Below are 24,231 nucleotides of genomic sequence, written 5' to 3'. Positions count from 1 at the left end.
ACTACTCCGTTAGCCATGCCTGATGATTGTCAGGTTGAAACACATTTAATCTGGCGCTGACTAATAACTGTTGTTGCTGCATGATACTGCAGTCAAACACGCTTAAACCATTATCTTCGGTTACCAGCTCCGTCGCGGTAATAGTCAGCTCGGTACCAAGCGTAAAAGCGGTTACTTCTGGCTGATACTTACGACAACCAAGCAAAAAGCCAATTTTAACCGCGCCGCCTTTGGCCAGATTACTTGCACCAGCATAGGCGGCAATCGTTTGTGCCATATATTCAATACCAACGTAAGCGGGTACCGTTTGACTAGCGGCATCATAAAACTGGCTGTGCTCTGAGATCGTTACTTTGCAAACAGCGTAATCTGCACCCGCTTCAATAAAATTATCCAGCAGAATCATCGGTGACCTGTGTGGCAATACCTGCTCGATGCTGTAACCCGTGATCATAGCGTTTTACCTAATATTAATGCCACGTTATTACCGCCAAACGCAAACGAGTTAGACAGGCAGTGCGTTACCTTATGCCTCTGTTTGGGTTGCACCAGTTGCAACGCAGGTAAATCGGGGTCTTGCTGTTCATCCCAGCAATGTGGGATCAAATGGTTGTCGCTATTATAAGGCGACAATGTAAGCCAGCAAAGCGCCGCTTCTATTGCCCCGGCGGCGCCAAGTGTATGGCCGGTCATTGCTTTGCTGGAACTGGCGGCAACCTGCGTTAAGGCCAGCTGCACCAGCGCCTGACTTTCCATGCTGTCATTTAAAGGTGTTGCTGTACCATGCAGGTTTATGTAATCGAGCTGGGCCGGTTTTATAGCAGCGTCTTCGCATGCCCGTAAAATAGCGTCCACCGCGCCGCGGCCCTGCGGATGAGGTGCAGACATATGATGCGCATCAGAAGAGGCTGCAGCGCCCAACAACGCAATGCCAGGCTGGTGTTTCTGCATGACAAACAGTGCTGCACCTTCACCGATATTAATGCCGTCACGGTTGACACTAAAAGGCTGGCAAAAGCCGGCAGATACGGACTCCAGCGCTTTAAAGCCATTTAGCGTTAAGCGGCACAGCGAGTCGACACCGCCCACAATAACAGCGTCTGCCATATCAGCTAGTATTAAGTTACGCGCGCTCATCAGCGCTCTGGCGCTGGAAGAGCACGCGGTTGAAATGGCATAGCAAGGCCCGCTGACATTAGCCAGCTGCGCAATAAACTCCGCCGGCGCTATCATCTCCTGCATCTGATAGTGAAAACCTGCCGGAAAGCGCTGCTGCTGCACATAATGCTGCATCGCCTGCTCACCCTCAGCAATACCTGACGTACTGCTGCCGATAATCACCGCTATCCTGTCACTGCCCATCTGCTGGCGCAGTGCTGCAACCTCGGCAGCAATTTGCTGATACGCCAGCGCCGCCAGCTGATTATTGCGGCTTTGAAACTGCGCCGGCCAGGCCGACAGATCCGGCAGCTGGCCAGCAACTTGTCCTACCACTATAGCCTCGCCAGACTGCAACAAGTCGCTACGCCACTGCATACCGGCGCGACTGGCACTGATAGCATTCTGCCAGACCTGCTGTTTCGATTGCCCCAGGGCACAACAAATACCCAGTGCCGTTAGCGTGGTCGGGGTCATGGTAAAAAGTCCTGCTGTAAGGTGGTGATTTTCAGGCTGTAAGCCGTCGCTGTAATGGTTATAGTCTGGCCAGGGCCAAGCTGCTGTGGCTGTGCTATCTGCAGTACAGTATTGCCCTTATCATCCAGCACAACCCGGCTGCTGCTGTCTTGTTCAAGCTTCAGCGCATGCAGTCTGCCGCTCAGCTGCGCGCTATCTAATACAGCCAGTTGCATTTGCGCCAGTAACAACCTGGCAAACTGCGGCTGATTAAAAGGTGCTATACCGGAAACCGACAATTGGTGGCCGCGCTTGTACTGCACGCGCCACAGCTCTTGCCCCATTGGTGACAGCGCCACCAGCAATGTCACATCAGAGCGCAGTAAAGCGCTGATGGTAAATTGATGTTGCTCAGTACCATCACTCCAGCTTGCCTGCTGTAATAATTGCTGTGCGGGGCCGGGCCAGCTATCGCTTAGCTGGTAGTAGCCCGTACCCAATGGTACCTGACTATCGGGTTTAACGCTCAGTAACTGGCAGCCTGTCAGCAGTAAAATAAAAATCAGACTGAATCGAGACATACTTCCCTTAACACGTTAAGACGCCGCTCTGTTTCTGCTACATAGGGGTTTTTCTCATCCCATGCGTACCCTGCCAGTATGGCGCTAATCATCGCCGTAATAGTGCTATTGCGGGATTTGCTGAAAATAATGTCCTGAAACCGGCCATCGTACCAGGCTTCGACAAAGCGGCGGAAGGTGGTAATACCCTTACGCAGCGGCACACTGTACTGCTGCTGCCAGTCTGGTTGTTCGCCGTTTAGCTGCTGTAATACCAACGGCACAGCAGTAGCGGCTGAGCGCAGCGCTATAGTGACACCGGACGAAAACACCGGGTCGAGAAACTCACCGGCGTTACCCAGCAACGCAAAGTTGTCGCCATACAGCTGACGTACATTGGCAGAATAGCCTACCAGGCTTTGTGCGGTATTTATCGGTTCTGCCTCTGCCAGCAACGCTGCCAGCTCGCCGGTTTGCTTTACATGCTGCCATAAGTTGTCTGCAGCACTGATGCCGTCATTAAAACGGCTGGTTTTGCCCACCACACCCAGGCTGGCGGTACCATCACTAAACGGGATCAACCAGAACCAGACATCCGGGTATTCATCATGTACAGTGATCAAAATTTTATTGCGGTCAAAACTCTGCGCGCGAATACCGTCACGGATATGACAGAAACAGGCCTGACGCACCGGAAAATCAGACGGCACCTCCAAATCCAGTAAGCGCGGTAATACCCGACCAAAACCGCTGGCATCAAGTACAAAGCCAGCACTGATCTGACTGCTTTGCTGCTGCTCATCCTGCACCGTCAGTATTGCTGTTGCCGGATCAGTATTATCAAAGGCTGTTACGCTAATACCATAATGGATCCGCAAGCCCTGTTTTTGTGCTTCATCGGCCAGTAGCTTGTCAAACGACGCCCGTCTTACCTGAAAGGTTGTGCCGGGGCCGGGGCTAAATTTATCAGTGAAATCAAACTGACTGTGCACACCATTTTTTAAAAAAGCAGCGCCATTTTTAAACTGATACCCCAATGTTTCAGCCTGTTGCCGCAGAGCATTTTCCAAACCGGCCTGCGCCAGAAACTCCATACAATGCGGCAATAAACTTTCGCCAATACTAAAGCGGGGGAAATGCTGTTTTTCAATACACAGCACCTGCTTACCGGCTTTGGCCAGCATAGCGCCGGCACAGCTACCCGCCGGACCGGCACCAATAATTACCACATCAAAGTGCTGCACGCTTTTCACTCTCCCTGACCACCATCACACTTAGCAGCGGCGCCAAGGTACAAGATAGCGCCACCCCCAAAAACACCGTTAAACCAAAACTGGCAATCGCCGGCGTACTGCTAAAACTCAGCAGACCAAACGCCAGGCTGCTGGTCGTTGCCGATAGCAACACCGCCTGCACCACATCCTGATGCTGCAATCTGGCTGTAAAGAAAATGCCGTAATCAAGCGCCAATGCTAACACCAGCAGCGCCGCGACCAGATTAAAAATATTCAACTGCTGCTGCAACAGAAGGCTGATCAGCAAAGCACTGCCAATCGCCAGTAGTAATAATAAAACGATAGCCGCTGCCGGCCTTATGCCAAGACGCCAGCCAAGTAATACCACGGCAGAACACAACGCCAGCACCAGCCACAAGCTGAGCTGACTACGCAAATGCTGCAAGCTGGTATTGGTATCAGCAATAGGGTCAAACCAATACGTGTCCTGATACTGCTGCAATAACGCTATGTCATCTGCATTCAAGGCCACATCTTTTAGTAAGGTGACAGAGACAAACTGTGCCTGCGCATCCTGCAATGGTTGAATTTGCTGCAGCATATCAGCCGGTAATCGCTCTGGCGTCAGCCATTGCTGCGTCGTTGGCGGCGGGCTAAGTTGCAATTGGGTCAGATACTGCTGCACAGCGTCACTGCGATAAGCCTGTTGCAGTAACTGCTGCAACTCTGTCTGTTGTTGCAAAGGCGGCACAGATTGTACCGTGGACTGCCATGTTGTCAGTTTTGCCTGTTGCTGCCAGCGCTGCAGCTGCGGCTGTAGTTGCTGCTCGCGCTGCAATAATTGCTGGTAACTGTCACCCAATACCACGATAAAACGGCTATCCCAGTTTTGCCCGCCAACGCTTCGCACCTGCCGCTCCTGTGCGATCAGAGCCTGCGGGCTTTGATTAAATAACCGCACGTCGTCGTTAAACTGCATCAAATAAACCAGGCTACCACCAATAGCCAGAAGCGCTGGTAATGCAACCAGCAATACTGCTTTGGCCGGCACCCTGGTGTAACCGCGGCTGATTGCAGCGCAGCAGCGCAAAAATGCAGGACTAACCTGCATACTATTAGCCGGTAACCAACGCGGGAAAACGATGTAAACAGTGATAAAAGCGGCCAGCAAGCCGGCACAGATAAACACTGCGACCTGGTTTAACACCGGCAATGGCAAAAGTACCAGCGCCAGATAGCCCAATACCGTTGTCAGCAAGCCGAGCAGCAGCGACGGCAACATACGCCGGAATGCTGTCTGCCCCTGATTAGCTGCCAGCATGCCATGAAACGAGTAATCAATTGCGATACCAATCAACGTAGTGGCAAACACCAGCCCCAGGATATGCGGCTGCTTAAAAACCAGTAACACCGCGGCTAAACCAAAGGCAGAAGCACAACCCAAGGTGGTCAGCGCCAGCAATAATGGCCGCCAGCTACGGAAACTAAACCACAACAACAGCAATATCGCCGCCAGCGACATGCCTCCATAAAACTGCATTTCAAAACTGGCACGCTCTGCAGCAACAACAGCATGAAACAACACGCCGCTGCGGGCTACTGTTAGCATTGGCCACTGCTGCTGTAGCTGCTGCAGTTGTTGCTCCAATGCGGTGGCAATAGCACTGGCATTGCCGCGGTCAAAAGGGTCTGTCTCCAGTGCAGCCATCAGCAACAGTGCGCTCTGGCCCTGCTGCTTTAGTTCAAACCAATGCTGGCGCAGTTGTAAACCGCTCTGACTGCGGTATTGCTCAAGCTTTTGCTGTGTTAGCAGCAGTGGGTCTTGTTGCAATGCACCGGGAAGTAGGGGCGCCGGGCTGTATAAACGCTGTAAAGCTGCATCAACCAGTGGTTGATATTCGCCATTACGTAATAATGTCAGCTGTTGCGGGCTCGCCAGCAATGCCTGATGCTGCTGATAAACCGTCTGTAATTGCAGCATCGTAACGCCGGGTTCGACCCAGTGTAACTGGCTGATCTGGTGCTGTTGCAACTGTGCAGCGGCCTGGCGCAGCTCAGCTATCGTTTGCCCACTCAGTAACAGGCTGATATGTCTGCTGCTGTTATTTTGCTTCAGTAATTGCTGCTGCCAGCCCGTTACACTGCCGGGCATAGCCGCGCTGATATTGGTGTTCCAATGTGCGGTTGGCGCGCTCAGCAGCAGGTACAACACTGTGGCCAGTACTGCCAGCAACCACCCATAAAATGTCAGCTTCCTTGCCTGCTGATTCACTGTGCCTCGGCCTCGGGTTGCAGCGTTATTTGTGTAGTATTGCCGTTTGTTTCCTGCAATGTCAGGCTGCTAAGCTGGGTTTCACCACACAGCTCAATCTGGCTGAAAAACTGGTTCAGTGGCGCCTCAACCGGCCGCAACAGGGAGCAGTGATTGTCAGCTTGCTGTATGCCGAACTGTTGCGTAATAAAGTCTATATCTTGCTGCAATACCGCCAGCATTAGCTGACCGACAAACTCACTGCCTGCTACAGCAACAAACTGCTGTTGCTGCCACTGACTAACCCCTGCCGCGGTGATCAATAACTTGCTATCTACCGGCGTAGTGGTATGCCAGAGCATTTCATTATCTGTCAGTTCAATGGTGCCACTGCTGCGCAGCGGCACCGGCAGCCCCTGCAGCTGCTTTAGCTGGGTAAAAACAAAGCGTCCCTGCACCGGCTGCCAGGGTAATAACGTATTGTCAGCAGCGGCCTGCAGCGGCAAAACAGCGGCAACAAGCATTACACTTAACAACCGTATTAAACGCTTCATGGTTTGGCATACCCCAGCTTTTCAAACAAAACAGCTGGCGATTCAAAGCACATCTGTCTGGTTTTCATATCGATTGCCACCTGTGTCGTACTGGCTTTGGTCAGTTTTTTACCGGAAGCGACGTCGGTGATCAGATAATCAATACGCAGCCGGTTTTCCCACTCTTTCAAGGTGGCTGTTACCTTAATTTTGTGCGCAAACAGCGCAGAACCGACATATTTCAGCGACATATCAACGATAGGCCACATGTAGCCTGATTCCGACATCTCGTTGTAGTCATAGTGAAAACTGCGCAGCAGCTCGCAGCGCGCCACTTCCAGATATTTTACATAGTGGCCATGCCAGACCACCTGCATCGCATCAACGTCAAAAAACGGCACATCAATGATCACTTCGGCACTTTTCGGTGCATTATTTGGCATCGGTATGCTCCTGATACAGCGGCCAGTGTTGTTGCTGAATTTGCGCAATTAACTGGCGCAAGCTGGTCTCCAGCGGCCTGTCTTCCTGCAATAACGGATAATCCTGCTGCAGGCTGGTTAACATCTGCTGAATATCATTGCTCAGGCTTGAAGCGGTCAATTCACCCTGGGCGATACGAAGTTGCACCCCCTGCTGTACCGCCAGCAATGACGCCGCCACTACCTGTTCGGTCAGTTGCAGCACGCGCAAACAATCGCGCGCGGCTATAGTGCCCATACTGACTTTGTCCTGATTGTGGCACTCTGTGGAACGCGAAAATACACTGGCAGGCATCGTTAGCTTCAGTGCTTCAGCTGTCCAGGCACTGCAACCAATCTGCACCGCTTTAAAACCATGGTTAATGTAACGCCGCTCTGGCGCAGCGCCAGATAAATTAGACGGTAAGCCGTTGTTATATTTAGTGTCCATCAACAACGCCATTTGCCTGTCATGTAAATCAGCCAGGTTTGCCACAGCGGCTTTCATGCTGTCCATTACCATCGCAATGTGGCCGCCGTAAAAATGGCCGCCGTGTAATACGTGCTCACCAATACCATCGATAATAGGGTTATCGTTAGCGCTGTTTAACTCATTTTCGATAGTTTGCTTAAACCATGGCAAAGCATCCCGCAGCACACCAATAATATGCGGTGCACAGCGAATCGAATATCGGTCCTGCAGCCGGTCTGAATTACGCGGATGTTCATGATGATTTAAATCATGCCTGATCCAGCCAGCCACCTCGTTTTGCCCCGGGTGCGGTTTCACGCTGAACAAGATGTCATCAAAGTGGTTGCTGTTGCCTTTCAGTGCCAAACTCGCCAGTGCCGTAATGCGGCTGGATAAGCGGGTAAGATATTCTGCGCGTTGATACGCCAAACATGCCAGCGCCGTCATGACGGCAGTGCCGTTCATAATCGCCAGACCTTCTTTTGGCCGCAGCCGGATGGGCGTCAGGCCATGTTCAGGCAGTACATCAGCAACCTGGCGAATATCACCTTTGTGATACACATCACGCTCACCAATTAAACTGGCAGCCACATAAGATAACGGCGTTAAATCGCCGCTGGCGCCGACACTGCCTTCCTGCGGGATACGTGGCACTATGTCATGGTTTAAATATGCGGCTAACTGGCGCAGCAAAGGCCAACTGACACCGGAGTAACCCTGCGTCAAAGAACACAACCTGGTTGCCAGAATAGCGCGACCCTGCTCGGGGCTGAAATACTCACCCAGGCCACAGCCGTGAAACCGGGTTAAATGAATGGGCAATTCATGCACCTGAGACAGCGGCACCTTAACGGTACAGCTGTCGCCATAGCCGGTGGTGACACCGTAAATCACACCGTCTTCCTGCAGTAATTTATCCAGAAAAGCTACGCCAGCGTCTATCTGCTGCTGAAACTGAGGGTTGTCGCTTAACACAACCTGTAACTGCTGCTGTGCAATAGCGTTGATTTGCTCAATACTGATCCAGCCGCAGCCAAAGGCAACAGGGCCTGACAAAGTAGACTTAACCGGCTCAGTTACTGCTGTGTTCACCACGGTGTTCCTTTTGTTGTGTCGTTAGGGGCAATTGCCAGAAATCGTAAAAATTAAACCATTGTAGCGGGTATTGGCAGGCTACTCGCTCAAGCTCAGCGGCGTAACGCTGCACCACTTGTGTTAATACCTGTTGCCGCTGTTTACGCGGTAAACGCAGTTGCTCAGCGAAGGGTTCAAACATCAGGTTATAACCACCGGTTTGCTTCATGCAAAACATCAGGTAAACCGGGCATTGCAGCAAGCTGGCCAGTATCCAGGGCCCGACTGCAAAGGGCGCAGGCTTGCCGAGAAACTCAGCCCAGACCGCGCGCTCAGGCGCTTGTGCCGAAATACGATCGCCAACAATCACCACCAGTTCATTGCGTTCAATACACTCACTCAGCATCACACTTACCGCGGGTGTCAGCTCTGTTACTTCAATCAGGTTCAGATCAACTGCACTGTTACTCTCTTTCAAAATACGGTTAAAAGCTGCCGTATGCTTGGTGTGCGCCAGAATGTTTATCCTTACCGGGTATTTGGTTTGCACCAACGCCCGGCAAACTTCAATATTTCCCAAATGGCTGCCAATCAGTATGGCGCCTTTACCCGATTGCCTGATCTGTTCAAATGTTGCACTGCCGCCATACACCACACTGTCCTGCGCAATGCGGCCAAGCCAGCTGTCTATTTTCGCCAGTGCAGCCAACGCAAAATGCCAGAAATGCTGATAGCTCAGCCAGTAACCGGGCTTCTGTTTAAAAGGGCTCTGCTCAGCTTTAAAGCGGTGCAACTGTTGCAAAAACTGCAGTGAAGCACGACGGGCACTACCGTCTTTAACAAAAAAATAGGCCAGCACAGGCGCAAGGCTTATCATAATCAGCCATTTGCCGCCAAAGCGGTATAACAGTAGTAACAGCCGGATAGCATGATAGCTGCCGTTTTCCTGCTTGGTTGCCCAGTGTCCGCTATCAGTTTTCATACTTTACTTGCCAATGACGTTTCAACAATCCGGGCAACCGCCATAACATGCCAAAAAACAACCGGGTATGCATTTTGCTGATCAGCCAGTTGTCTTTCAGCATATTAAAATGCGAGCGGCCGCCCACAGGATAAATCACCTTGGTCGGCAGAAACTGCACCGGCACACCATGCCAGAACAGCCGCACCATAATTTCGATATCAAAATCCATCCTCTGGCCAATGCGGTGCGTTTGAATAATATCAACACAGCTTTGCAGTGGGTAAACCCGAAACCCCAGCATGGAGTCTTTGATTTGTAATGATAGCGTTTCAATCCGTACCCAGAAATGGGTGATCTCGCGGCCAATCTTCCGCCCCAGCGGCATAGAACTGTCATATACCGGCGCACCGCTGATAAGCGCTGCAGGACACTTCGCTGCTGCCTGCCAGAACTTAGGGACATCGGCAACATCGTGCTGCCCATCAGCATCTATCTGCAAACCGTGGCTAAACCCCAGCTGATGCGCCCTTAACATAGCAGCGCACATAGCTGCGCCTTTGCCGCCGTTTTGTGGCAGGGTAATAATCTCTACCTGTGCGTATCTTTGCGCCAACTCAGCCAGCACAGCTTTTGTTGCCGCATCTGAGCCATCATCGGCAATAATAACGGCAAAGCCAAACGGCAGCAGTTGCTGCACCGTAGCAGCAATGGTTTCATGGTGGTTATATATCGGGATCAGAAAACAGCAGTTCATACTACGCCAGCGTCCATTTCAGCCGACCAGACGCGACTTTGCTACCCTCACGGCTATAACTAAACAGCACTGTTGCATCAGCCGTGCGCTCCAGCAACAAAGTTAAGCTGTCGTTTGGCCGGATCATCAACTGAAACTTCAGCACTTCAACGCTGCTAACAGCTGCCAGTTGCGGAAAATACTGTTTACAGTACTGCACCACCCAATGCAGCTGAGTCACACCCGCCAATACCGGCGCATTCGGGAAATGACCTTCGAAGTAGGCGATGTCGGCCCGGATATCCAGCTGTAACTCAACTTTGTTATCGCAGTGCTGCAATAGCTGCACTGCAGGAAATAAATTAGTCATGCTCAAAAAGTGCTTCCAATTCTGACCTGGGTAACTTGCCTTGTTGATTGTATGGCAGGCTGGCCACATAACGAAACTTTCTCGGTAGCAACACCCGCTCAAAACGCTGCAATAAATGCTGCTTTATTTGCTGATTCAGCACCAGTTTACCGTGCAGTTTTAATAGCTGTTCGCCCTGATTACTCAGCACTATTGCCAGCGCCAGCTGGGGCTTTGTTGTTGTCAGCACCACGGCAGCTACCTGGCTTACCAATACGCTGTTAAGGCAGTATTGTTCCAGCTCAGGTAGCGACAAGCGTTTCTCTTCAATCTTCACAATGCGGTCCAGCCGGCCGATTAACCTGAATGAGCGCTCTGTCACAAGCGCTACCTGATCTGACGTGGTAAACCAACCCGCGCTATCAAGATAAGCCGAGCTCACCTGCAATGCCTGCTCTGGCCCCTGGCTTACCGACACACCATCAAATACCTGCCAGCCAACATCTGCTGTATTACGCTGACGATAGGCAATGCCGCCGGTTTCAGTGCTACCAAATACTTCAGTGGGGGCTTGTTGTAACGCCGCAACATAGCGCGGCGGTACAACATCATTTAGCGGGCCGCCCGAGCTGAATATACGCTGACACCGGCTGGTATAAGGTGCCAGAATCGCCACATCATCAAACCTGGCAAGATGCGCCGGGCTGGCAACCAGCACCACATCATACTGCTGCAGCAGCGCCTGCCACTGCTCCAGATAACTCAGCTGTGTGCGATGCTGTGTGAAGCCATAACATAGTGGCCACAACATACGAAACAGCAAACCATAGATATGCTGAAACGACACTGTTGCAGCAAACAGAGTTTGCCCGCTTAATGCCACACCAAATTGCTGCTGCAAGGTTTGTACTTCGAGCAGTAATTGTGACAAGCGTTTAGTGACCAATTTGGGCAGGCCAGTGGAGCCAGAAGTAAAGAAACTGACCCGACAACTGTTTTGCAGCAACAGCCGCGGCTGATAAGCAACAGTGTCGGCCCTGACAGCGGCTTGGGGCGCCTGCCAGTCGCACTGCGCGCCAGCAAGTTGCAGCGTATCAGGCTGCCCGTCTGGTGCCAGTACGATATGTTTGCCAAGCTGACTCAAGGCGATAAACCAGACAGAAAATAGTATCGGGTCGGCCTGATACAGCAACACCGTATCGCCGGGTTGCATAGCGATAAAACGTTTAACGGCCTGCAGTTGCTGTTGCCACTGCTGAGCAGTCACTACGGCGACACCATCGGTAAATACAGGCCGGCTGGCATCCGGCCACGCCAGTTGCCAGCTATCGCTTTGCTGCTTTAACAACTCGCCGCACCTGCCATTCAATAAACATCAGCAAACCCATCAGAATGTACGAAATCAGCCCGTTGTACAGCACCCAGATATCCCAGTCTCCCCACCAGGCCGTGGCAAAGGCGACAGCACCATTAAACAGAAAAAACAGACACCATACCTGGGTTACCTTGCGGGTGTAGGCCACAGCATGGTGATCCAGTTCACCTTCCATCAGCCGCGCCAGCCGTTCAATCACCGTTGGCGGAAACCAAAGCGACGCGGCAAAAAGCAACAACATACCGGCGTTCATCCAAACTGGATAGTACAACATGGCGTGTTCTGCCCGTCCAAATCCCATTGCCAGCAATAAGCCGGCACAAGTCAGCAGAAAAAAGCCCCGGCTTGCAGCTCCGGTACCACTGATAAAAGATTTAATTAGCGCTATACCGGCAACCGGCAGCAACGCCGCCGCCGGATGCCAATGGTGCATTGCCCACCAGACATACAGCGGGTAAAGCACCAGGGCACATTTCAGGCTGATCTCAAGTGCAGATCTGAAATGCATCAGGCTTCGATTAATACATACACAGCATTGACGACATCATTGACCGTGCGCACAGACTTAAAGGCTTCCGGCTCGATTTTCTTACCGGTGATTTCACGCAGTTTTACCACCAGATCAACTGCATCAATGCTATCCAGGTCCAAATCTTCGTATAAGTTGGCATCGGGTGTAATTTGGCTGGCATCGAGTTCAAACTCTTTGACCATTAATTGCTGCAGAAGATTAAATACGTCTTGCTGGGTTTTCATTGTTAGCTCCGCTTACTGCTGTTGCTGCTTAACATACTGCGCCAGAGTATTCAGGCTGGCAAAATGTTGCTTATTCTTTTCCGAGTCAGCGTCAGGCTTAATATTGTACTGTTTCTTTAGTGCCTGCCCTAACTCAAGTGCGTCTATTGAATCCAGGCCCAGGCCATCGACAAACAACGGCGCATCGTCATCGATATCGTCCGGTGTAATATCTTCCAGCTCAAGAGTACTGATAATCAACTGTTTAAGTTCAAGTTTCAAAGAGTCCATGTTGGTCCACTGCCTTTTGATAAAAATGTTGTAGCTCCCTGGTCAGCTGCCGGGCAGCAAGAGCAGGAGATTGACTCTGCTGCAGCTCATCCGTCAGCTGAATGTCCCGCAGGTAGCGGATAGCCAAAGTCGGTTTGCTGTTTGGTACCTGATACCATTGCTCCTGCTTGGTCAGAGTACTGGGCTGACATTGAATATACAATGCCAGATAACCCCGGTTAGCCCTGAGCGCTATATTGGCTGCGCCGCGCTGAAATGCCAGTGGTTCACCCGGGGTACTACGGGTGCCCTCCGGGAAAATAATCAGGTTATTGCCTTTGTGCAAGGATGCAGCGCAATCATCCAAAAGCTTATCGGGATCAGAATTACTGATATAACCGGTACTGTTAATTACACCGCGGATAAAGGGGTTGCGGAACAACTGTGCTTTAACAACACAATCTGCTTGTGGTGTCATCGCTATCAAGGCGACCACATCGATTAAACTGGGGTGATTAGCAATAATGATTCTGCCGCGCGCGTTTTTCAGAACTGAGGCTGCAGCGAAGTCGAAATTAAACACCCGAACAAAGTGCATCAGGCTAATAAAAAAGCGAAATGTCTGATGGACAATATAACGCGCTCTTTGTTTACGCCGCTCTGGATCAGAAATAACTAAGCGCTGCAACGGCAATACCGTTGCAGACAGCAGCACAGCACCGATACCAAACACAACAAAACACAGGCCGGTCGCCAGAATACGGTACAGGTGATTCAGCTTTTGCATCTGTTATACCCGCTGCCACTGCCAGCGTCGTTTGTTTCCGCTAAGTGTCAGCTGTTGGCTTTGCTGCTGCAAAAATGGCAACAATTTTATTGCCTGGTCCGGCTCTGCTTCTGAATCGTTGTCAGCACACAGGGTAAAGTGCACGGGTTGTCCCTGCGTACGGTGCAATAACAGCGCTAACGCAACCGACGTTGAAGGATCCTGACAAAATGCCTGATAAGGCTCAGGTATTGCTTCATCGGCATAAACAATCAGTTGCTGACTTAGTTTGGGCTCAGCGCGAAAACGTGCAGCTGCATCAAGCACGGCATAGTGCAAGCTGTCGGCACCGGCTGCGATCGCATTACTGTCGGCCTGATTCTGGCTGTAGATACTAAACTGACCGCTGATCGCGTTGTGTACAGACAGAGCAAACTGCGATGGGGATAATTCTTCACCATTACCCAGCTGCTGCAATAACATCAATGTTTTGTGTAAATCACCGTGACGTGACGCAAAGATAGTGGGTAAGGGTTCATCGCACTGCTGTTCAGCAGCCTGCAGCGCCACATCAAAAGCCAGCTTGGTCAGTTTGCTCAGACGACGCCGGGTTATTGCCGGTACTTGTTTCAACTCGGGAAAGAGCGAGGTATCATCGTTGTGTTTCGGCGGCATCCACATTGCCCAGGATTTTATAAACAGTTCCATGCAGTCATTACCTTCACCGAAAACAACGGTAGCGAAAGCGCGGTATCATATATAAAGTTAGCGTCAAAAGTAAATTAAAATGCCGGAGTTTGGCATGGCAAAAATTCTAAGCAAATGATTTGGCTTAATTATCGCCTGAAAATGTTATCACCACTGCATTGCCAAAGCTGGCTGACAGATACCGAATGGCAATATGCGCAGACATTAAGTGAAAAAAGAGCCAGACAATTTTGTAATGGCAGGGCATTAGTAAGAAAAATGCTGCAACACATTCAAGCAACAGGTACTAATGATATTGCCATATCATTGCCATCAGACAAGGCTCCAACATTAATAGTCGGCGTGAAGCACTGGTATTTGTCTCTCTCTCATTCAAAAGAAGCTATTGCCGCAGCAATCAGTGTTAATGAAAAAATCGGTCTGGATATCGAGCAAATAAAACCAAGACAGTTTAAGCAATTGCAGCAAGGCCACACTGCCTTACAACATGCACCGGACCTGAATACTTTCTACCAACAGTGGACACTAGCCGAAGCATATAGCAAGTATAGTGGCAACGCCTTGCTTGGAGTATTACGCCATGGCATATCTGGCAAGATCCGGCATAAACATTTTCCTCTGCCAGGCTACATGCTGTGTCTTGTTCATCAGAACAACGATACAGAAATTACATTGTGCGAGGACGACGGAATACCGCCTTGTAGCATTCGTAACAATATTAAAGCGCCAGGCTGAAATATTTATTCACATCGCCCTGTCCTGTAAAGCGACGCGTAGCACCTTTACGCCAACCGACAGGACACTCTTATGCACAAGCTCTCTGGTTATTTTCTGGCAACGGCTGTCAGCTTTGCCGCTTTACCTCTGGCCGCCGACACTAAACCGGCGCAACCAAATGACTTTATCGAAGTGTTTGCCAAGTTATTTGGCGAGCATAAAGGTATCCGCAAAGGCCATGCCAAAGGCGTGTGCGCTGTAGGTGATTTTACCGCCAGCGCTGAAGCAACAGCACGCTTTGATGCGGCGCTTTTTTCCGGCGCTACGCTGCCCGTTACTTACCGGTTTTCGATGGCCGGCGGTAACCCGAACGTGCCAGACTATGCCCGCGCTCCCCGAGGTTTAGCAGCTCAGTTTAATTTGCCAGATGGTTCTAAACACAACATTGCCACCTTAACCACTCCGGTCTTCGGTGCCAAAGACCCTGAGAACTTTTTAGGCCTGCTTCAAGCCTCTGTACCGGGCGCAGATGGCAAGCCGGATATGGCGAAAGTACAGGCGTTTCGTACTGCACACCCTGACACCCAACCACAGGCGCAGTGGCTGGCCGTTAACCCACCACCATGGAGCTATACTACGGCGGAATATTTTGGCATTCACACCTTTTATCTGGCAGATAAAAGTGGCGAAAATATAAAAATACGCTGGCATTTGCAGCCAAAAGACGGCATCAAAGGATTAACAGACGCTGAAGTAGTTCAGCAGAATGCAAACTTCCTCAACGACAGACTGAACCAACGTTTAAAAGACGGAATGGTCGAGTTTGACTGGATAATCAGTTTGGGCGAGGCCAGCGATAGCGAAAATGACCCATCGGTACAATGGCCGGCAAGGCCAACATTAAATGCCGGCACCTTGCGTATTAAGGCCAGTGGCGATGCCAGCTGCAACAATATCAACTTTGACCCTAATGTACTAAGCCGTGGCTTTACTGCCAGTGATGATCCGGTGCTGCGGATGCGCTCACCAGCTTATGCTATTTCGTTTGGTAAAAGGCTAAGTGGGCAGTGAACGTCTTAATGGCAGGGCGCTGATCGTTACAACGCCCGCTCTGTCTCGCCACAGCAACTTGCCCTATAGCCTTCGGCAGGGCTCAGACACTCTGTGGCGACCAGCTCGGGGTTCTAACGCGCTGATAGATTGTCTTAAAACAAATCCAGTGACTCGCCACTTTGTGGGGCGTCATGGTCTTTTTTGGTTTTAGCATTGAGCCGTGCCCGGCGCTGCGCCAGCAGCTTCAGAATGCGGGCGCGCTCTTCTACCGGTTTTTGGTGCCAGTTAAAACGTTCATCCCGCGAACGCAAACAACCCATACAGTAACCACGGCTGTTGCTTTGGCAAACACCGATGCAGGGATTGGGTAAGTCGAACAGCTCTAACTGATCCACAAGCCACCACGCAAGTTAACGAATAACCTAAGTGTACGTTGTGACAAACGTTAGGTGCAAATGGCTGTAGCCTTAAGAATCGTCTTGCTCTCAAAACTGATTATTTTTTAACTAAGCCAAAAAACCTGTTGACTTCGGACTGATAGACGGCTATTTCTAATAGCAATTCGATCTGCCTGACAGATCAACATAACTAAAACGAATTTTAACCAAGTAAATAAGTAAGACACACATTATGCGTTTAGCTGCTGTTCTGAACATTATTGTCCTCGTGGTCGTGGTGATTATTAATCTCCGCGGGGGCGGTGTTTTGGAAAAAAAGTAGCTTAGCAAGCGAATTCCAACAAAACCCCCGCTCCGAAAGGACCGGGGGTTTTGTCGTTTCCGGGCCTCGAAAAAAGCGGCATAGCATACAGAGGATAGAAAATGAAAGGCGCAGAATTGGTACTTAAAGTGCTGCAACAACACGGGGTAGATACCGTTTTCGGTTACCCTGGCGGTGCTATTATGCCGATTTACGATGCGTTGTATCAAAGCAGCATCAAGCACTACCTGTGCCGGCATGAACAGGGTGGCGCCTTCTCCGCCATCGGCTATGCCCGTGCTTCAGGCAAAGTTGGTGTCTGTATGGCCACCTCTGGCCCAGGTGCAACCAATTTAATCACCTCACTGGCCGATGCGATGCTGGATTCAGTGCCAGTGGTAGCCATTACCGGTCAGGTGTCGCAAGCCGTGATGGGCAGCGATGCGTTTCAGGAAGTCGACGTTTTGGGCTTAAGCCTGGCAGTAACCAAGCACAGCTTTATGGTTCGCAGTGTGGATGAACTGGCAGCAACGCTAAACGAAGCTTTTACTATTGCCCAGGCTGGCCGCCCAGGGCCGGTGCTGGTCGATATTCCCAAAGATGTGCAACTGGCTGACATTGATGCCGAGCTACAAGCTATCAGCAAAAGTAACAGCAATATTCAAACCTCTTTAGCCAATGCAGCTGCGGCACGCAAGTTAATTGCCGCAGCGAAAAAACCTGTCGCCTATATCGGTGGCGGCGTGCATATGGCGGATGCTATGAACCAGCTGCAACAGTTTTTAGCCAGCAACCCTATGCCGTCGGTTACCACCTTAAAAGGCATGGGCTCTGTTGCGAAAGATAATGAACATTATCTGGGCATGCTTGGCATGCATGGTACTCAGGCCGCTAACTTAGCAGTGCAGCAGTGTGATTTGCTGATTTGTTTAGGCGCCCGTTTTGATGACCGGGTTACCGGCAATCTGCAAAAATTCGCGCCATTGGCCAAAGTGATCCATGTTGATATCGACCCGGCTGAAATCAATAAAGTGCGCTTTGCCCAGGTCGCACTGCTGGGCGATATGAAGCAAATACTGCCGGCCATCAGCACGCAAAATAACTGCAGTGATTGGCTGACACATTGTGCCCAGTTAAAACAACAGTACGGCTGGCGTTATGACCACCCGGGCGAGCGCATATACGCGCCCTTATTGTTAAAACAGTTAAGTGAACGTATGCCGGATAACAGCGTGGTGGCGTGCGACGTTGGCCAGCACCAGATGTGGGTGGCGCAGCATATGCGTTTCAGCAGCCCGCGCAATCATTTATCCAGCGGCGGTTTGGGTACCATGGGCTTTGGCTTGCCAGCAGCCATCGGTGCTAAATTAGCCCGGCCGCAGGATACGGTGATCACAGTCACTGGTGACGGCTCTTTTATGATGAACGTGCAGGAGCTGGCCACGATAAAACGTTTTCGCCTGCCGGTAAAAATTGTCGTGATCGACAATCAGCGCCTGGGCATGGTGAAACAGTGGCAACAACTGTTTTTTAACGAGCGTTATAGCGAAACCGATTTATCCGACAACCCGGATTTTGTTGCACTGGCCGCTGCCTTTGCTATTCCAGGCCACTGCATAACCCGCAAAGATGAAGTAACAGATGCGCTGGAAGCCATGTTCACCTGGCCAGGCCCCTATTTGCTGCATGTTTGCATTGATGATAAAGACAACGTCTGGCCGTTAGTACCGCCGGGTGCTGCCAATGAAGAGATGATCACGGAGGCTAAAGCATGAACCATGTACTGAATATCACGGCAAATAATACCCCGGCCGTTGTTGAGCGTTTATTACAGGTAACCCGCTATCGCGGTTATCAGCTGACCGGCTTAGAGATGAAACCACGCTCAGATCGCAGCGTCGCCATTACCCTGTCGGTAAGTGGCGATAAGCCTATTCATTTGCTGACCAGTCAACTGCATAAGTTGTATGACGTAGTGCAGCTGGAGCTGGCGGGCAGCGAACTCGCCGTGCTGAGCGCCTGACTGTTATTTAACCCTATACTGTTTATTTACCGATTTCACGGAGTAGTACCATGCCAAAGTTAAGATCCGCCACTGTTACCGAAGGCCGCAATATGGCGGGTGCCCGCGCACTGTGGCGTGCCACCGGTGTTAAAGATACCGATTTTGGCAAGCCCATCGTCGCGGTGGTGAACTCTTTTGTGGAGTTTGTGCCAGGCCACGTGCACCTGCGCGATCTGGGTAAGTTGGTAGCAAACAGCATCAATGAAGCAGGCGGCATTGCCAAAGAATTTAATACCATCGCAGTTGATGATGGTATTGCCATGGGCCACGGCGGCATGTTGTACAGTCTTCCGTCGCGCGAGCTGATTGCTGACTCAGTGGAATATATGATTAATGCGCACTGCGCCGATGCGATGGTGTGCATCTCCAACTGCGACAAAATTACCCCCGGCATGTTGATGGCAGCAATGCGGCTGAATATACCGGTGATCTTTGTCTCCGGTGGCCCGATGGAAGCCGGTAAAACCAAATTGTCTGAGCAAATTATCAAGCTGGATCTGGTCGATGCCATGGTATCAGCAGCCGACCCCAAAGTGACTGATGCGCAAAGTGAACAAATCGAGCGCAGCGCCTGCCCAACGTGCGGCAGCTGCTCAGGCATGTTTACCGCTAACTCGATGAACTGCTTAGTCGAAGCGCTGGGCCTGGGCCAACCAGGTAACGGCTCCTTGCTGGCGACGCATGCCGACAGGAAAGAGCTATTTGTGCAGGCGGGCTTTAGGATCATGCAGCTGTGCAATCGCTGGTATCAGCAAAACGACGAAACTGCATTACCGCGCAGCATCGCCAATAAAACCGCTTTTGAAAATGCCATGATGCTGGATATCGCCATGGGCGGCTCAACTAACACCGTATTGCACCTGCTGGCCGCGGCGCAGGAGGCCGAAATTGATTTTGGTATGGCCGATATCGACCGTTTATCGCGCATAGTGCCGCATTTATGCAAAGTTGCGCCGTCAACGCAAAAGTATCATATGGAAGATGTACACCGCGCCGGTGGCGTTATCGGTATTTTGGCTGAGCTAAACCGCGCCGGTTTATTAAACCCGAATGTGCCACATGTGGCCGGTAGCAGCTTAGCTGCGGTGCTGGAACAGTGGGACATTAAAACCAGCAGTAATGAAGACGCCAAACAAATGTATCTGGCCGGCCCGGCTGGCATTCGCACGACTCAGGCGTTTTCACAGAATTGTCGTTACCCGACACTGGATGACGACCGGGAACAAGGCTGCATCCGCAGTAAAGAAAACGCCTACTCTCAGGATGGTGGTTTGGCCGTGCTGTTTGGCAACCTGGCACCAAATGGCTGTATCGTAAAAACCGCCGGAGTTGATGAAGAATGTTTAGTGTTTAATGGCCGGGCGCGTATTTTCGAAAGCCAGGATGATGCAGTCGATGCCATCTTAAAAGGCAAAGTGGTCGCAGGCGATGCGGTGATTATTCGCTACGAAGGCCCTAAAGGCGGGCCTGGCATGCAGGAAATGCTGTACCCGACCAGTTATTTAAAATCGATGGGCTTAGGCAAAAGCTGCGCTTTAATCACTGATGGCCGCTTCTCTGGTGGTACCTCGGGTTTATCTATCGGCCATGTGTCGCCGGAAGCCGCCAGCGGCGGCGCTATCGCGCTGGTTGAAGAAGGCGATCGCATCGAGATTGATATACCGAATCGCAAAATTGGCATTGCCGTTAGCGATGACGAGTTAGCAGCAAGGCGCGCAGCGATGGATGCCAAAGGTAAGCAAGGCTGGAAACCGTTGGACCGTCAGCGCGTGGTAAGTGCGGCGCTGAAAGCCTACGCCTTATTAGCGAGTAGTGCCGATAAGGGCGCAGTGCGGGATTTGTCGAAACTTGAAGAGTAAGTATTGGAAATGTCTAGAGTGAGCTTCGACCACAAACCGCACACAAGGACGCCGTAAATACATCCCTGTAGGCTCCTCTCCGGCTTCCCTGCCGGAGACGCCTTGTTTAGCAGTTTCTGGTCTTCGCTAGCAAATTAAGCGATAAAGATGGCGTAAATAAAGCACGCGGCGATAGGCAAGATGTGCTCTTGCAGCAGCGGCAGGGATGCCGCGGAGGCTGAGACAGCACAGGGACGTGCTGTCGAAGGCGGCGAAAAGAGCATTTCCTTGCCGTGAGCTTGAGCCTGCGCTTTAGTCTTCGCCTGTAATTAAGCAACAAACCTAAATAACCGGAGCAGTAATGAACAACCTGGCCACAGTAACCACAGCGCAAACAGATACCGATGTCATGCAGCAGTATCTGCGCGATATTTTGCTGTCGCCGGTATACCAGGCTGCGGTCGAAACCCCGCTGGATGCGATGCCAAAACTCAGCCAGCGACTGGGGCATAATGTACTGTTAAAACGTGAAGACAAGCAGCCGGTGTATTCGTTTAAATTACGCGGCGCTTTTAACAAACTGCATAAAGTACAGCAGCAAAACCCCACTGCCAGTGTGGTGTGTGCTTCCGCCGGTAATCATGCCCAAGGGGTGGCACTTTCAGCCAGTAAACTGGGGCTGAAAGCCACTATCGTGATGCCGATAACCACGCCGGAAATTAAAGTCGCGGCGGTAAAAGCGCTGGGCGGTAATGTCGTGCTGCATGGCACTGCCTTTGATGAAGCTAACAGCTACGCTATAAATCTGGCCAATACCGAAGGTGCTATTTATATTCCACCGTTTGACGACAGTGATGTCATCGCTGGCCAGGGCACCGTCGCCAAAGAGCTGCTCAGCCAGCATAACCAGCTTAACACGGTGTTTATTCCGGTCGGTGGCGGTGGTTTGCTGGCCGGTATGGCGGTGTATATCAAGGCCATACAGCCGCATGTACGTGTCGTTGGCGTAGAACCGGAAGACGCGGCCTGCTTAAAAGCCGCACTCGATGCCGGGCAGCCAGTCACGCTGGATCGTGTCGGCTTATTCGCCGATGGTGTGGCAGTAAAACGTATCGGCAACGAAACCTTTAATCTGGCGAAACGCTTTTGTGATGAGGTGATCACTGTCTCCAGCGATGAAATTTGCGCGGCGATTAAAGATATCTTTGACGATTTACGTGCTGTAGCTGAACCTGCCGGCGCGCTGGCGTTGGCAGGCTTAAAGAAATACAGCCAGCAGCTGAAAAACAGCACCCTGAGTAAACCCCAGCAACTGGCTGCAGTGCTGAGCGGCGCGAACTTAAACTTCGATACACTGCGTTATGTGTCTGAACGCTGTGAGCTGGGAGAGAAAAAAGAAGCCGTGTTTGCCGTTACCATACCGGAAGAAAAAGGCAGCTTCCGCCGTTTTTGCCAGACATTGGGCGGACGGGCTATTACCGAGTTTAACTATCGCTATGCCAGTGATAATAAAGCGCATATTTTTGTCGGTATTAAACTGCGCCATGGTCAGCAGGAGCTGAACACCGTAACCGATTTACTAACCAAAGCCGGCTATGATTTTCAGGACTTATCCGATGACGAACTGGCCAAACTGCATGTACGGCACATGGTGGGCGGTATGCCGCCGCGTCAGCTGCAAGAGCAGGTGTACCAGTTTAACTTTCCGGAATACCCGGGCGCATTGATGAATTTTCTCAACACGCTTGGCGAGCACTGGAATATTACCCTGTTTCACTACCGCAACCACGGTGCTGCGACCGGCGATGTGCTGGCCGGGTTTGAAGCGGCCAGCCATGACGATATTGCGCAGTATCTGGATAAATTGGGTTATCAGTATCAACTGGTAAGCAATAATCGCAGCTATCAAACGTTTTTGACTGCTGGCTAACGCACTAACATCCAGATGCCGGCGGCCAGCATAATCAGGTTTTCACTCAGTGAAACAAAACCCAGTGGTACTTTACTGTCGCCGCCGACACAGGCGCAGGTCAATTCACGCTTATCGATATACACCGCTTTAAATACCGATACTGCACCGACAGTACCAATGAAAATAGCGACCGGAGCCACCAGCACTGCCGGTAAACCGGCGATCATGCCAGCGCCAGCGTAAGCTTCGAGAAAAGGATACACGTAGGCGTAAGGAATGAACTTCATTGCCAGCAAATCATAGGTAATAAAGGAGTTGGAAAAGGTATACAGATCACGCAGTTTTTGTATCGCCAGCATGATCATTGTAAAGGCGACAAATAACTCTGCCAGCTTAATAATACCGCCGCTTTGGCCGTTTCCATAAACCAGAGCCAACGCACTGACAAAAGCCATCGCAAAGATAGTGATCACCGGCGTATAGCTGGTGCCGTGTTGCCCGGCAGGCGGTTTGTCGAAGTAACGGCGCAGGTCGTCGTAACCGCCAACGCGTTTACCATTGATAAAGGTTTGCGGTGTGGTTTTTACCTCATGTTGCTGCTTGAATTCATCGGTTTGTGCTCGTGATGTCAATAGATGATCTGACACCTCAAACCCCTGTTGCTTTAGCAGATGTTTTGATTTCAGCCCGAACGGGCAGATATGTTCGTCGGTTTTCATCCGGTACAACGTGGCTTGCTTAGTCATTTGCTCCTCCGTTAGTAAGGTTAAAAGACTGTTGCTATAACGACAGTATAGACAGTCACTTTTCCTAACCATTCAGATAAACCAGCCGGGACTGATTGCCGTTGCCCTGGTCAAAGCGGGGCGTTACACTGTGCACGTTTTTTAACCAGGAGTAAGAAAGATGAGTAAAACAGCGGCAACTGAGCATGGTCGCGGTGAAATCCGCGATAATGCAGTAAAAGCTTTAGTCACCAGTAAACTGTTTCAAACCAGAGTGGTAAAGGCGAAGAAGGGCAAAGGCTCATATAACCGAAAAGGGCGTAATTCCAAAGATTACGCCCTTCTTGTTTTGGTGTACCACTAACCTTTTAAGCGCTCATTTTGTGGAAACATCGCTTTGCGGGCGTCATCATCCATCTCGGTTTTAAACTGATGCTGTGTTTTCAGTGCTTCAGCGCGCTGCGCCGCCGGGCGGGCATTAATGGTATCCAGCAACCGTTTTACATTCGGCAATTTTGCAAAAGCGTTTTCACCCAGCGCAAAGGGTAAAACCCGCGCCCAGCCCCACACCGCCATATCAACCAGGCTATAATGCTCACCCAGCATATAGGGCTGTTTGGCCAGCTGCTGCTCAATAATATTCCAGTGCCGCCAGGCTTCAAACTCATAGCGGTTAACAGCATAGGCTTTGGGATCAGGCGCAAAATGATTAAAGTGCACATACTGGCCGGTGTAAGGGCCAATACCGGTGGCGATAAACATTAACCACGACAGCATTTCCCCGCGGCGCTGTGGCGTATTATCTGCCAGAAACTGACCGCTTTTCTCCGCCAGATACAACAAGATCGCATTGCTATCAAACACAGTAGTGTCGCCATCCACAATTGCCGGTGTCTTGCCATTAGGGTTAACGGCGAGAAACTCTGCCGTGTGCTGCTCACCTTTACGGGTATCGACCGGCACCATCTTATAGGCCAAGCCGGTTTCTTCCAGTAACAGCGCCACTTTTGCCGGATTAGGTGACGGGTGGTAATAGAACGTAATCATAGCTGCTCCTAAGTATCGGCTAATAGCCGGTTATCGCTCATTCGTTGGGATTGGCACACTGAAACACAAGACCGC

Annotated in this window: 27 protein-coding genes; 7 read left to right on the top strand and 20 right to left on the bottom strand. The window is 51.0% G+C overall.

Features of this window, described 5'->3' with window-relative positions; all coding sequences use genetic code 11:
* Position 1: 1 nt before the first annotated feature.
* Genes LHL18_RS05995 through LHL18_RS05915 form a run of 17 tightly spaced genes read right to left on the bottom strand, consistent with a single transcriptional unit; the run spans position 2 to position 14,100 of the window.
* Positions 2 to 454, bottom strand: coding sequence for a hotdog family protein (locus tag LHL18_RS05995; protein ID WP_226766193.1), 453 nt, complete (start codon positions 452 to 454; stop codon positions 2 to 4).
* Positions 451 to 1,635: a beta-ketoacyl-[acyl-carrier-protein] synthase family protein gene (locus LHL18_RS05990; protein ID WP_226766192.1), complete on the bottom strand. Its 1,185-nt coding sequence runs from the start codon at positions 1,633 to 1,635 to the stop codon at positions 451 to 453. The genes LHL18_RS05995 and LHL18_RS05990 overlap by 4 nt, the downstream gene beginning before the upstream one ends.
* Positions 1,632 to 2,195, bottom strand: a complete 564-nt coding sequence (locus LHL18_RS05985) for a DUF3261 domain-containing protein (RefSeq protein WP_226766191.1) — start codon at positions 2,193 to 2,195, stop codon at positions 1,632 to 1,634. The genes LHL18_RS05990 and LHL18_RS05985 overlap by 4 nt, the downstream gene beginning before the upstream one ends.
* Positions 2,177 to 3,418, bottom strand: coding sequence for an NAD(P)/FAD-dependent oxidoreductase (locus tag LHL18_RS05980; protein ID WP_226766190.1), 1,242 nt, complete (start codon positions 3,416 to 3,418; stop codon positions 2,177 to 2,179). The genes LHL18_RS05985 and LHL18_RS05980 overlap by 19 nt, the downstream gene beginning before the upstream one ends.
* Positions 3,405 to 5,681: an MMPL family transporter gene (locus LHL18_RS05975; RefSeq protein WP_226766189.1), complete on the bottom strand. Its 2,277-nt coding sequence runs from the start codon at positions 5,679 to 5,681 to the stop codon at positions 3,405 to 3,407. Before LHL18_RS05975 ends, LHL18_RS05980 begins: the two co-directional genes overlap by 14 nt.
* A complete protein-coding gene (locus LHL18_RS05970; RefSeq protein ID WP_226766188.1) occupies positions 5,678 to 6,214 on the bottom strand; it encodes an outer membrane lipoprotein carrier protein LolA in 537 nt (178 codons plus the stop codon). The genes LHL18_RS05975 and LHL18_RS05970 overlap by 4 nt, the downstream gene beginning before the upstream one ends.
* Complete coding sequence (locus tag LHL18_RS05965) at positions 6,211 to 6,636, bottom strand: acyl-CoA thioesterase (RefSeq protein WP_226766187.1); 426 nt, start codon at positions 6,634 to 6,636, stop codon at positions 6,211 to 6,213. Before LHL18_RS05965 ends, LHL18_RS05970 begins: the two co-directional genes overlap by 4 nt.
* On the bottom strand, positions 6,626 to 8,218 hold the full coding sequence (locus tag LHL18_RS05960; protein WP_226766186.1) for an HAL/PAL/TAL family ammonia-lyase: 1,593 nt from the start codon (positions 8,216 to 8,218) through the stop codon (positions 6,626 to 6,628). The genes LHL18_RS05965 and LHL18_RS05960 overlap by 11 nt, the downstream gene beginning before the upstream one ends.
* Positions 8,199 to 9,182 carry an LpxL/LpxP family acyltransferase gene (locus tag LHL18_RS05955; protein ID WP_226766185.1) on the bottom strand — a complete coding sequence of 328 codons (984 nt, stop codon included), beginning with the start codon at positions 9,180 to 9,182 and terminating at the stop codon, positions 8,199 to 8,201. Before LHL18_RS05955 ends, LHL18_RS05960 begins: the two co-directional genes overlap by 20 nt.
* The gene (locus LHL18_RS05950) at positions 9,172 to 9,918 is read right to left on the bottom strand and encodes a glycosyltransferase family 2 protein (protein ID WP_226766184.1); all 747 of its coding nucleotides are present in this window, start codon (positions 9,916 to 9,918) and stop codon (positions 9,172 to 9,174) included. The genes LHL18_RS05955 and LHL18_RS05950 overlap by 11 nt, the downstream gene beginning before the upstream one ends.
* 1 nt (position 9,919) lies before the next feature.
* Complete coding sequence (locus tag LHL18_RS05945) at positions 9,920 to 10,267, bottom strand: ApeI family dehydratase (RefSeq protein ID WP_226766183.1); 348 nt, start codon at positions 10,265 to 10,267, stop codon at positions 9,920 to 9,922.
* Positions 10,260 to 11,594: an AMP-binding protein gene (locus LHL18_RS05940; RefSeq protein WP_226766182.1), complete on the bottom strand. Its 1,335-nt coding sequence runs from the start codon at positions 11,592 to 11,594 to the stop codon at positions 10,260 to 10,262. Before LHL18_RS05940 ends, LHL18_RS05945 begins: the two co-directional genes overlap by 8 nt.
* Positions 11,572 to 12,129, bottom strand: coding sequence for a COG4648 family protein (locus tag LHL18_RS05935; protein ID WP_226766181.1), 558 nt, complete (start codon positions 12,127 to 12,129; stop codon positions 11,572 to 11,574). The genes LHL18_RS05940 and LHL18_RS05935 overlap by 23 nt, the downstream gene beginning before the upstream one ends.
* Positions 12,129 to 12,377: an acyl carrier protein gene (locus tag LHL18_RS05930; protein WP_226766180.1), complete on the bottom strand. Its 249-nt coding sequence runs from the start codon at positions 12,375 to 12,377 to the stop codon at positions 12,129 to 12,131. The genes LHL18_RS05935 and LHL18_RS05930 overlap by 1 nt, the downstream gene beginning before the upstream one ends.
* Positions 12,378 to 12,389: 12 nt before the next feature.
* Entirely contained in the window at positions 12,390 to 12,647 is a 258-nt protein-coding gene (locus tag LHL18_RS05925; protein WP_226766179.1) for a phosphopantetheine-binding protein, read from the bottom strand.
* Entirely contained in the window at positions 12,628 to 13,413 is a 786-nt protein-coding gene (locus LHL18_RS05920; RefSeq protein WP_226766178.1) for a lysophospholipid acyltransferase family protein, read from the bottom strand. The genes LHL18_RS05925 and LHL18_RS05920 overlap by 20 nt, the downstream gene beginning before the upstream one ends.
* A 3-nt stretch (positions 13,414 to 13,416) precedes the next feature.
* Positions 13,417 to 14,100 (bottom strand): beta-ketoacyl synthase chain length factor, encoded by a 684-nt coding sequence (locus LHL18_RS05915; RefSeq protein WP_226766177.1) that lies wholly within the window; start codon positions 14,098 to 14,100, stop codon positions 13,417 to 13,419.
* Between the two features lie 114 nt (positions 14,101 to 14,214).
* Between LHL18_RS05915 and LHL18_RS05910 the strand changes: the two genes are divergently transcribed.
* Both LHL18_RS05910 and LHL18_RS05905 read left to right on the top strand, forming a co-directional pair.
* Complete coding sequence (locus tag LHL18_RS05910) at positions 14,215 to 14,835, top strand: 4'-phosphopantetheinyl transferase family protein (protein WP_226766176.1); 621 nt, start codon at positions 14,215 to 14,217, stop codon at positions 14,833 to 14,835.
* Between the two features lie 72 nt (positions 14,836 to 14,907).
* On the top strand, positions 14,908 to 15,888 hold the full coding sequence (locus tag LHL18_RS05905; protein ID WP_226766175.1) for a catalase family peroxidase: 981 nt from the start codon (positions 14,908 to 14,910) through the stop codon (positions 15,886 to 15,888).
* A gap of 134 nt (positions 15,889 to 16,022) precedes the next feature.
* Here the strand turns inward: LHL18_RS05905 and LHL18_RS05900 are convergent, their stop codons facing one another.
* Complete coding sequence (locus tag LHL18_RS05900; RefSeq protein WP_134053188.1) at positions 16,023 to 16,265, bottom strand: DUF1289 domain-containing protein; 243 nt, start codon at positions 16,263 to 16,265, stop codon at positions 16,023 to 16,025.
* Between the two features lie 426 nt (positions 16,266 to 16,691).
* Here LHL18_RS05900 and ilvG point away from each other — a divergent pair, with 426 nt between their 5' ends.
* The 4 genes from ilvG (at position 16,692) to ilvA (ending at position 22,402) form a co-directional block, all read left to right on the top strand.
* Complete coding sequence (gene ilvG / locus LHL18_RS05895) at positions 16,692 to 18,344, top strand: acetolactate synthase 2 catalytic subunit (protein ID WP_226766174.1); 1,653 nt, start codon at positions 16,692 to 16,694, stop codon at positions 18,342 to 18,344.
* Positions 18,341 to 18,592 carry an acetolactate synthase 2 small subunit gene (gene ilvM, locus LHL18_RS05890; protein WP_134053192.1) on the top strand — a complete coding sequence of 84 codons (252 nt, stop codon included), beginning with the start codon at positions 18,341 to 18,343 and terminating at the stop codon, positions 18,590 to 18,592. The genes ilvG and ilvM overlap by 4 nt, the downstream gene beginning before the upstream one ends.
* Before the next feature lie 50 nt (positions 18,593 to 18,642).
* Positions 18,643 to 20,493, top strand: coding sequence for a dihydroxy-acid dehydratase (gene ilvD / locus LHL18_RS05885; protein ID WP_226766173.1), 1,851 nt, complete (start codon positions 18,643 to 18,645; stop codon positions 20,491 to 20,493).
* 340 nt (positions 20,494 to 20,833) lie between these two features.
* A complete protein-coding gene (gene ilvA / locus LHL18_RS05880) occupies positions 20,834 to 22,402 on the top strand; it encodes a threonine ammonia-lyase, biosynthetic (protein WP_226766172.1) in 1,569 nt (522 codons plus the stop codon).
* Here the strand turns inward: ilvA and LHL18_RS05875 are convergent.
* Positions 22,399 to 23,130 (bottom strand): glutaredoxin, encoded by a 732-nt coding sequence (locus tag LHL18_RS05875; RefSeq protein WP_226766171.1) that lies wholly within the window; start codon positions 23,128 to 23,130, stop codon positions 22,399 to 22,401. The genes ilvA and LHL18_RS05875 overlap by 4 nt on opposite strands.
* Positions 23,131 to 23,290: 160 nt before the next feature.
* On the opposite strand from LHL18_RS05875, the gene LHL18_RS05870 reads away from it, so the two are divergent.
* Entirely contained in the window at positions 23,291 to 23,473 is a 183-nt protein-coding gene (locus LHL18_RS05870; RefSeq protein WP_134053202.1) for a ribosome alternative rescue factor ArfA, read from the top strand.
* Here LHL18_RS05870 and LHL18_RS05865 read toward each other — a convergent pair.
* On the bottom strand, positions 23,470 to 24,156 hold the full coding sequence (locus tag LHL18_RS05865; RefSeq protein WP_226766170.1) for a glutathione S-transferase family protein: 687 nt from the start codon (positions 24,154 to 24,156) through the stop codon (positions 23,470 to 23,472). The two genes, LHL18_RS05870 and LHL18_RS05865, sit on opposite strands and share 4 nt — an antisense overlap.
* Positions 24,157 to 24,231: the final 75 nt, after the last annotated feature.

Source organism: Rheinheimera aquimaris, from assembly GCF_020531985.1.
GTDB lineage: Bacteria > Pseudomonadota > Gammaproteobacteria > Enterobacterales > Alteromonadaceae > Alishewanella > Alishewanella aquimaris.
This window is presented reverse-complemented; position numbering and strand designations above follow the sequence as displayed.

Coding starts and splice junctions, on each gene's coding strand:
- LHL18_RS05995 (WP_226766193.1), bottom strand. CDS start 454: ATGATCACGGGTTACAGCATCGAGCAGGTATTGCCACACAGGTCACCG.
- LHL18_RS05990 (WP_226766192.1), bottom strand. CDS start 1,635: ATGACCCCGACCACGCTAACGGCACTGGGTATTTGTTGTGCCCTGGGG.
- LHL18_RS05985 (WP_226766191.1), bottom strand. CDS start 2,195: ATGTCTCGATTCAGTCTGATTTTTATTTTACTGCTGACAGGCTGCCAG.
- LHL18_RS05970 (WP_226766188.1), bottom strand. CDS start 6,214: ATGAAGCGTTTAATACGGTTGTTAAGTGTAATGCTTGTTGCCGCTGTT.
- LHL18_RS05965 (WP_226766187.1), bottom strand. CDS start 6,636: ATGCCAAATAATGCACCGAAAAGTGCCGAAGTGATCATTGATGTGCCG.
- LHL18_RS05955 (WP_226766185.1), bottom strand. CDS start 9,182: ATGAAAACTGATAGCGGACACTGGGCAACCAAGCAGGAAAACGGCAGC.
- LHL18_RS05950 (WP_226766184.1), bottom strand. CDS start 9,918: ATGAACTGCTGTTTTCTGATCCCGATATATAACCACCATGAAACCATT.
- LHL18_RS05945 (WP_226766183.1), bottom strand. CDS start 10,267: ATGACTAATTTATTTCCTGCAGTGCAGCTATTGCAGCACTGCGATAAC.
- LHL18_RS05935 (WP_226766181.1), bottom strand. CDS start 12,129: ATGCATTTCAGATCTGCACTTGAGATCAGCCTGAAATGTGCCCTGGTG.
- LHL18_RS05930 (WP_226766180.1), bottom strand. CDS start 12,377: ATGAAAACCCAGCAAGACGTATTTAATCTTCTGCAGCAATTAATGGTC.
- LHL18_RS05925 (WP_226766179.1), bottom strand. CDS start 12,647: ATGGACTCTTTGAAACTTGAACTTAAACAGTTGATTATCAGTACTCTT.
- LHL18_RS05920 (WP_226766178.1), bottom strand. CDS start 13,413: ATGCAAAAGCTGAATCACCTGTACCGTATTCTGGCGACCGGCCTGTGT.
- LHL18_RS05915 (WP_226766177.1), bottom strand. CDS start 14,100: ATGGAACTGTTTATAAAATCCTGGGCAATGTGGATGCCGCCGAAACAC.
- LHL18_RS05910 (WP_226766176.1), top strand. CDS start 14,215: ATGATTTGGCTTAATTATCGCCTGAAAATGTTATCACCACTGCATTGC.
- LHL18_RS05905 (WP_226766175.1), top strand. CDS start 14,908: ATGCACAAGCTCTCTGGTTATTTTCTGGCAACGGCTGTCAGCTTTGCC.
- ilvG (WP_226766174.1), top strand. CDS start 16,692: ATGAAAGGCGCAGAATTGGTACTTAAAGTGCTGCAACAACACGGGGTA.
- ilvM (WP_134053192.1), top strand. CDS start 18,341: ATGAACCATGTACTGAATATCACGGCAAATAATACCCCGGCCGTTGTT.
- ilvD (WP_226766173.1), top strand. CDS start 18,643: ATGCCAAAGTTAAGATCCGCCACTGTTACCGAAGGCCGCAATATGGCG.
- ilvA (WP_226766172.1), top strand. CDS start 20,834: ATGAACAACCTGGCCACAGTAACCACAGCGCAAACAGATACCGATGTC.
- LHL18_RS05875 (WP_226766171.1), bottom strand. CDS start 23,130: ATGACTAAGCAAGCCACGTTGTACCGGATGAAAACCGACGAACATATC.
- LHL18_RS05870 (WP_134053202.1), top strand. CDS start 23,291: ATGAGTAAAACAGCGGCAACTGAGCATGGTCGCGGTGAAATCCGCGAT.
- LHL18_RS05865 (WP_226766170.1), bottom strand. CDS start 24,156: ATGATTACGTTCTATTACCACCCGTCACCTAATCCGGCAAAAGTGGCG.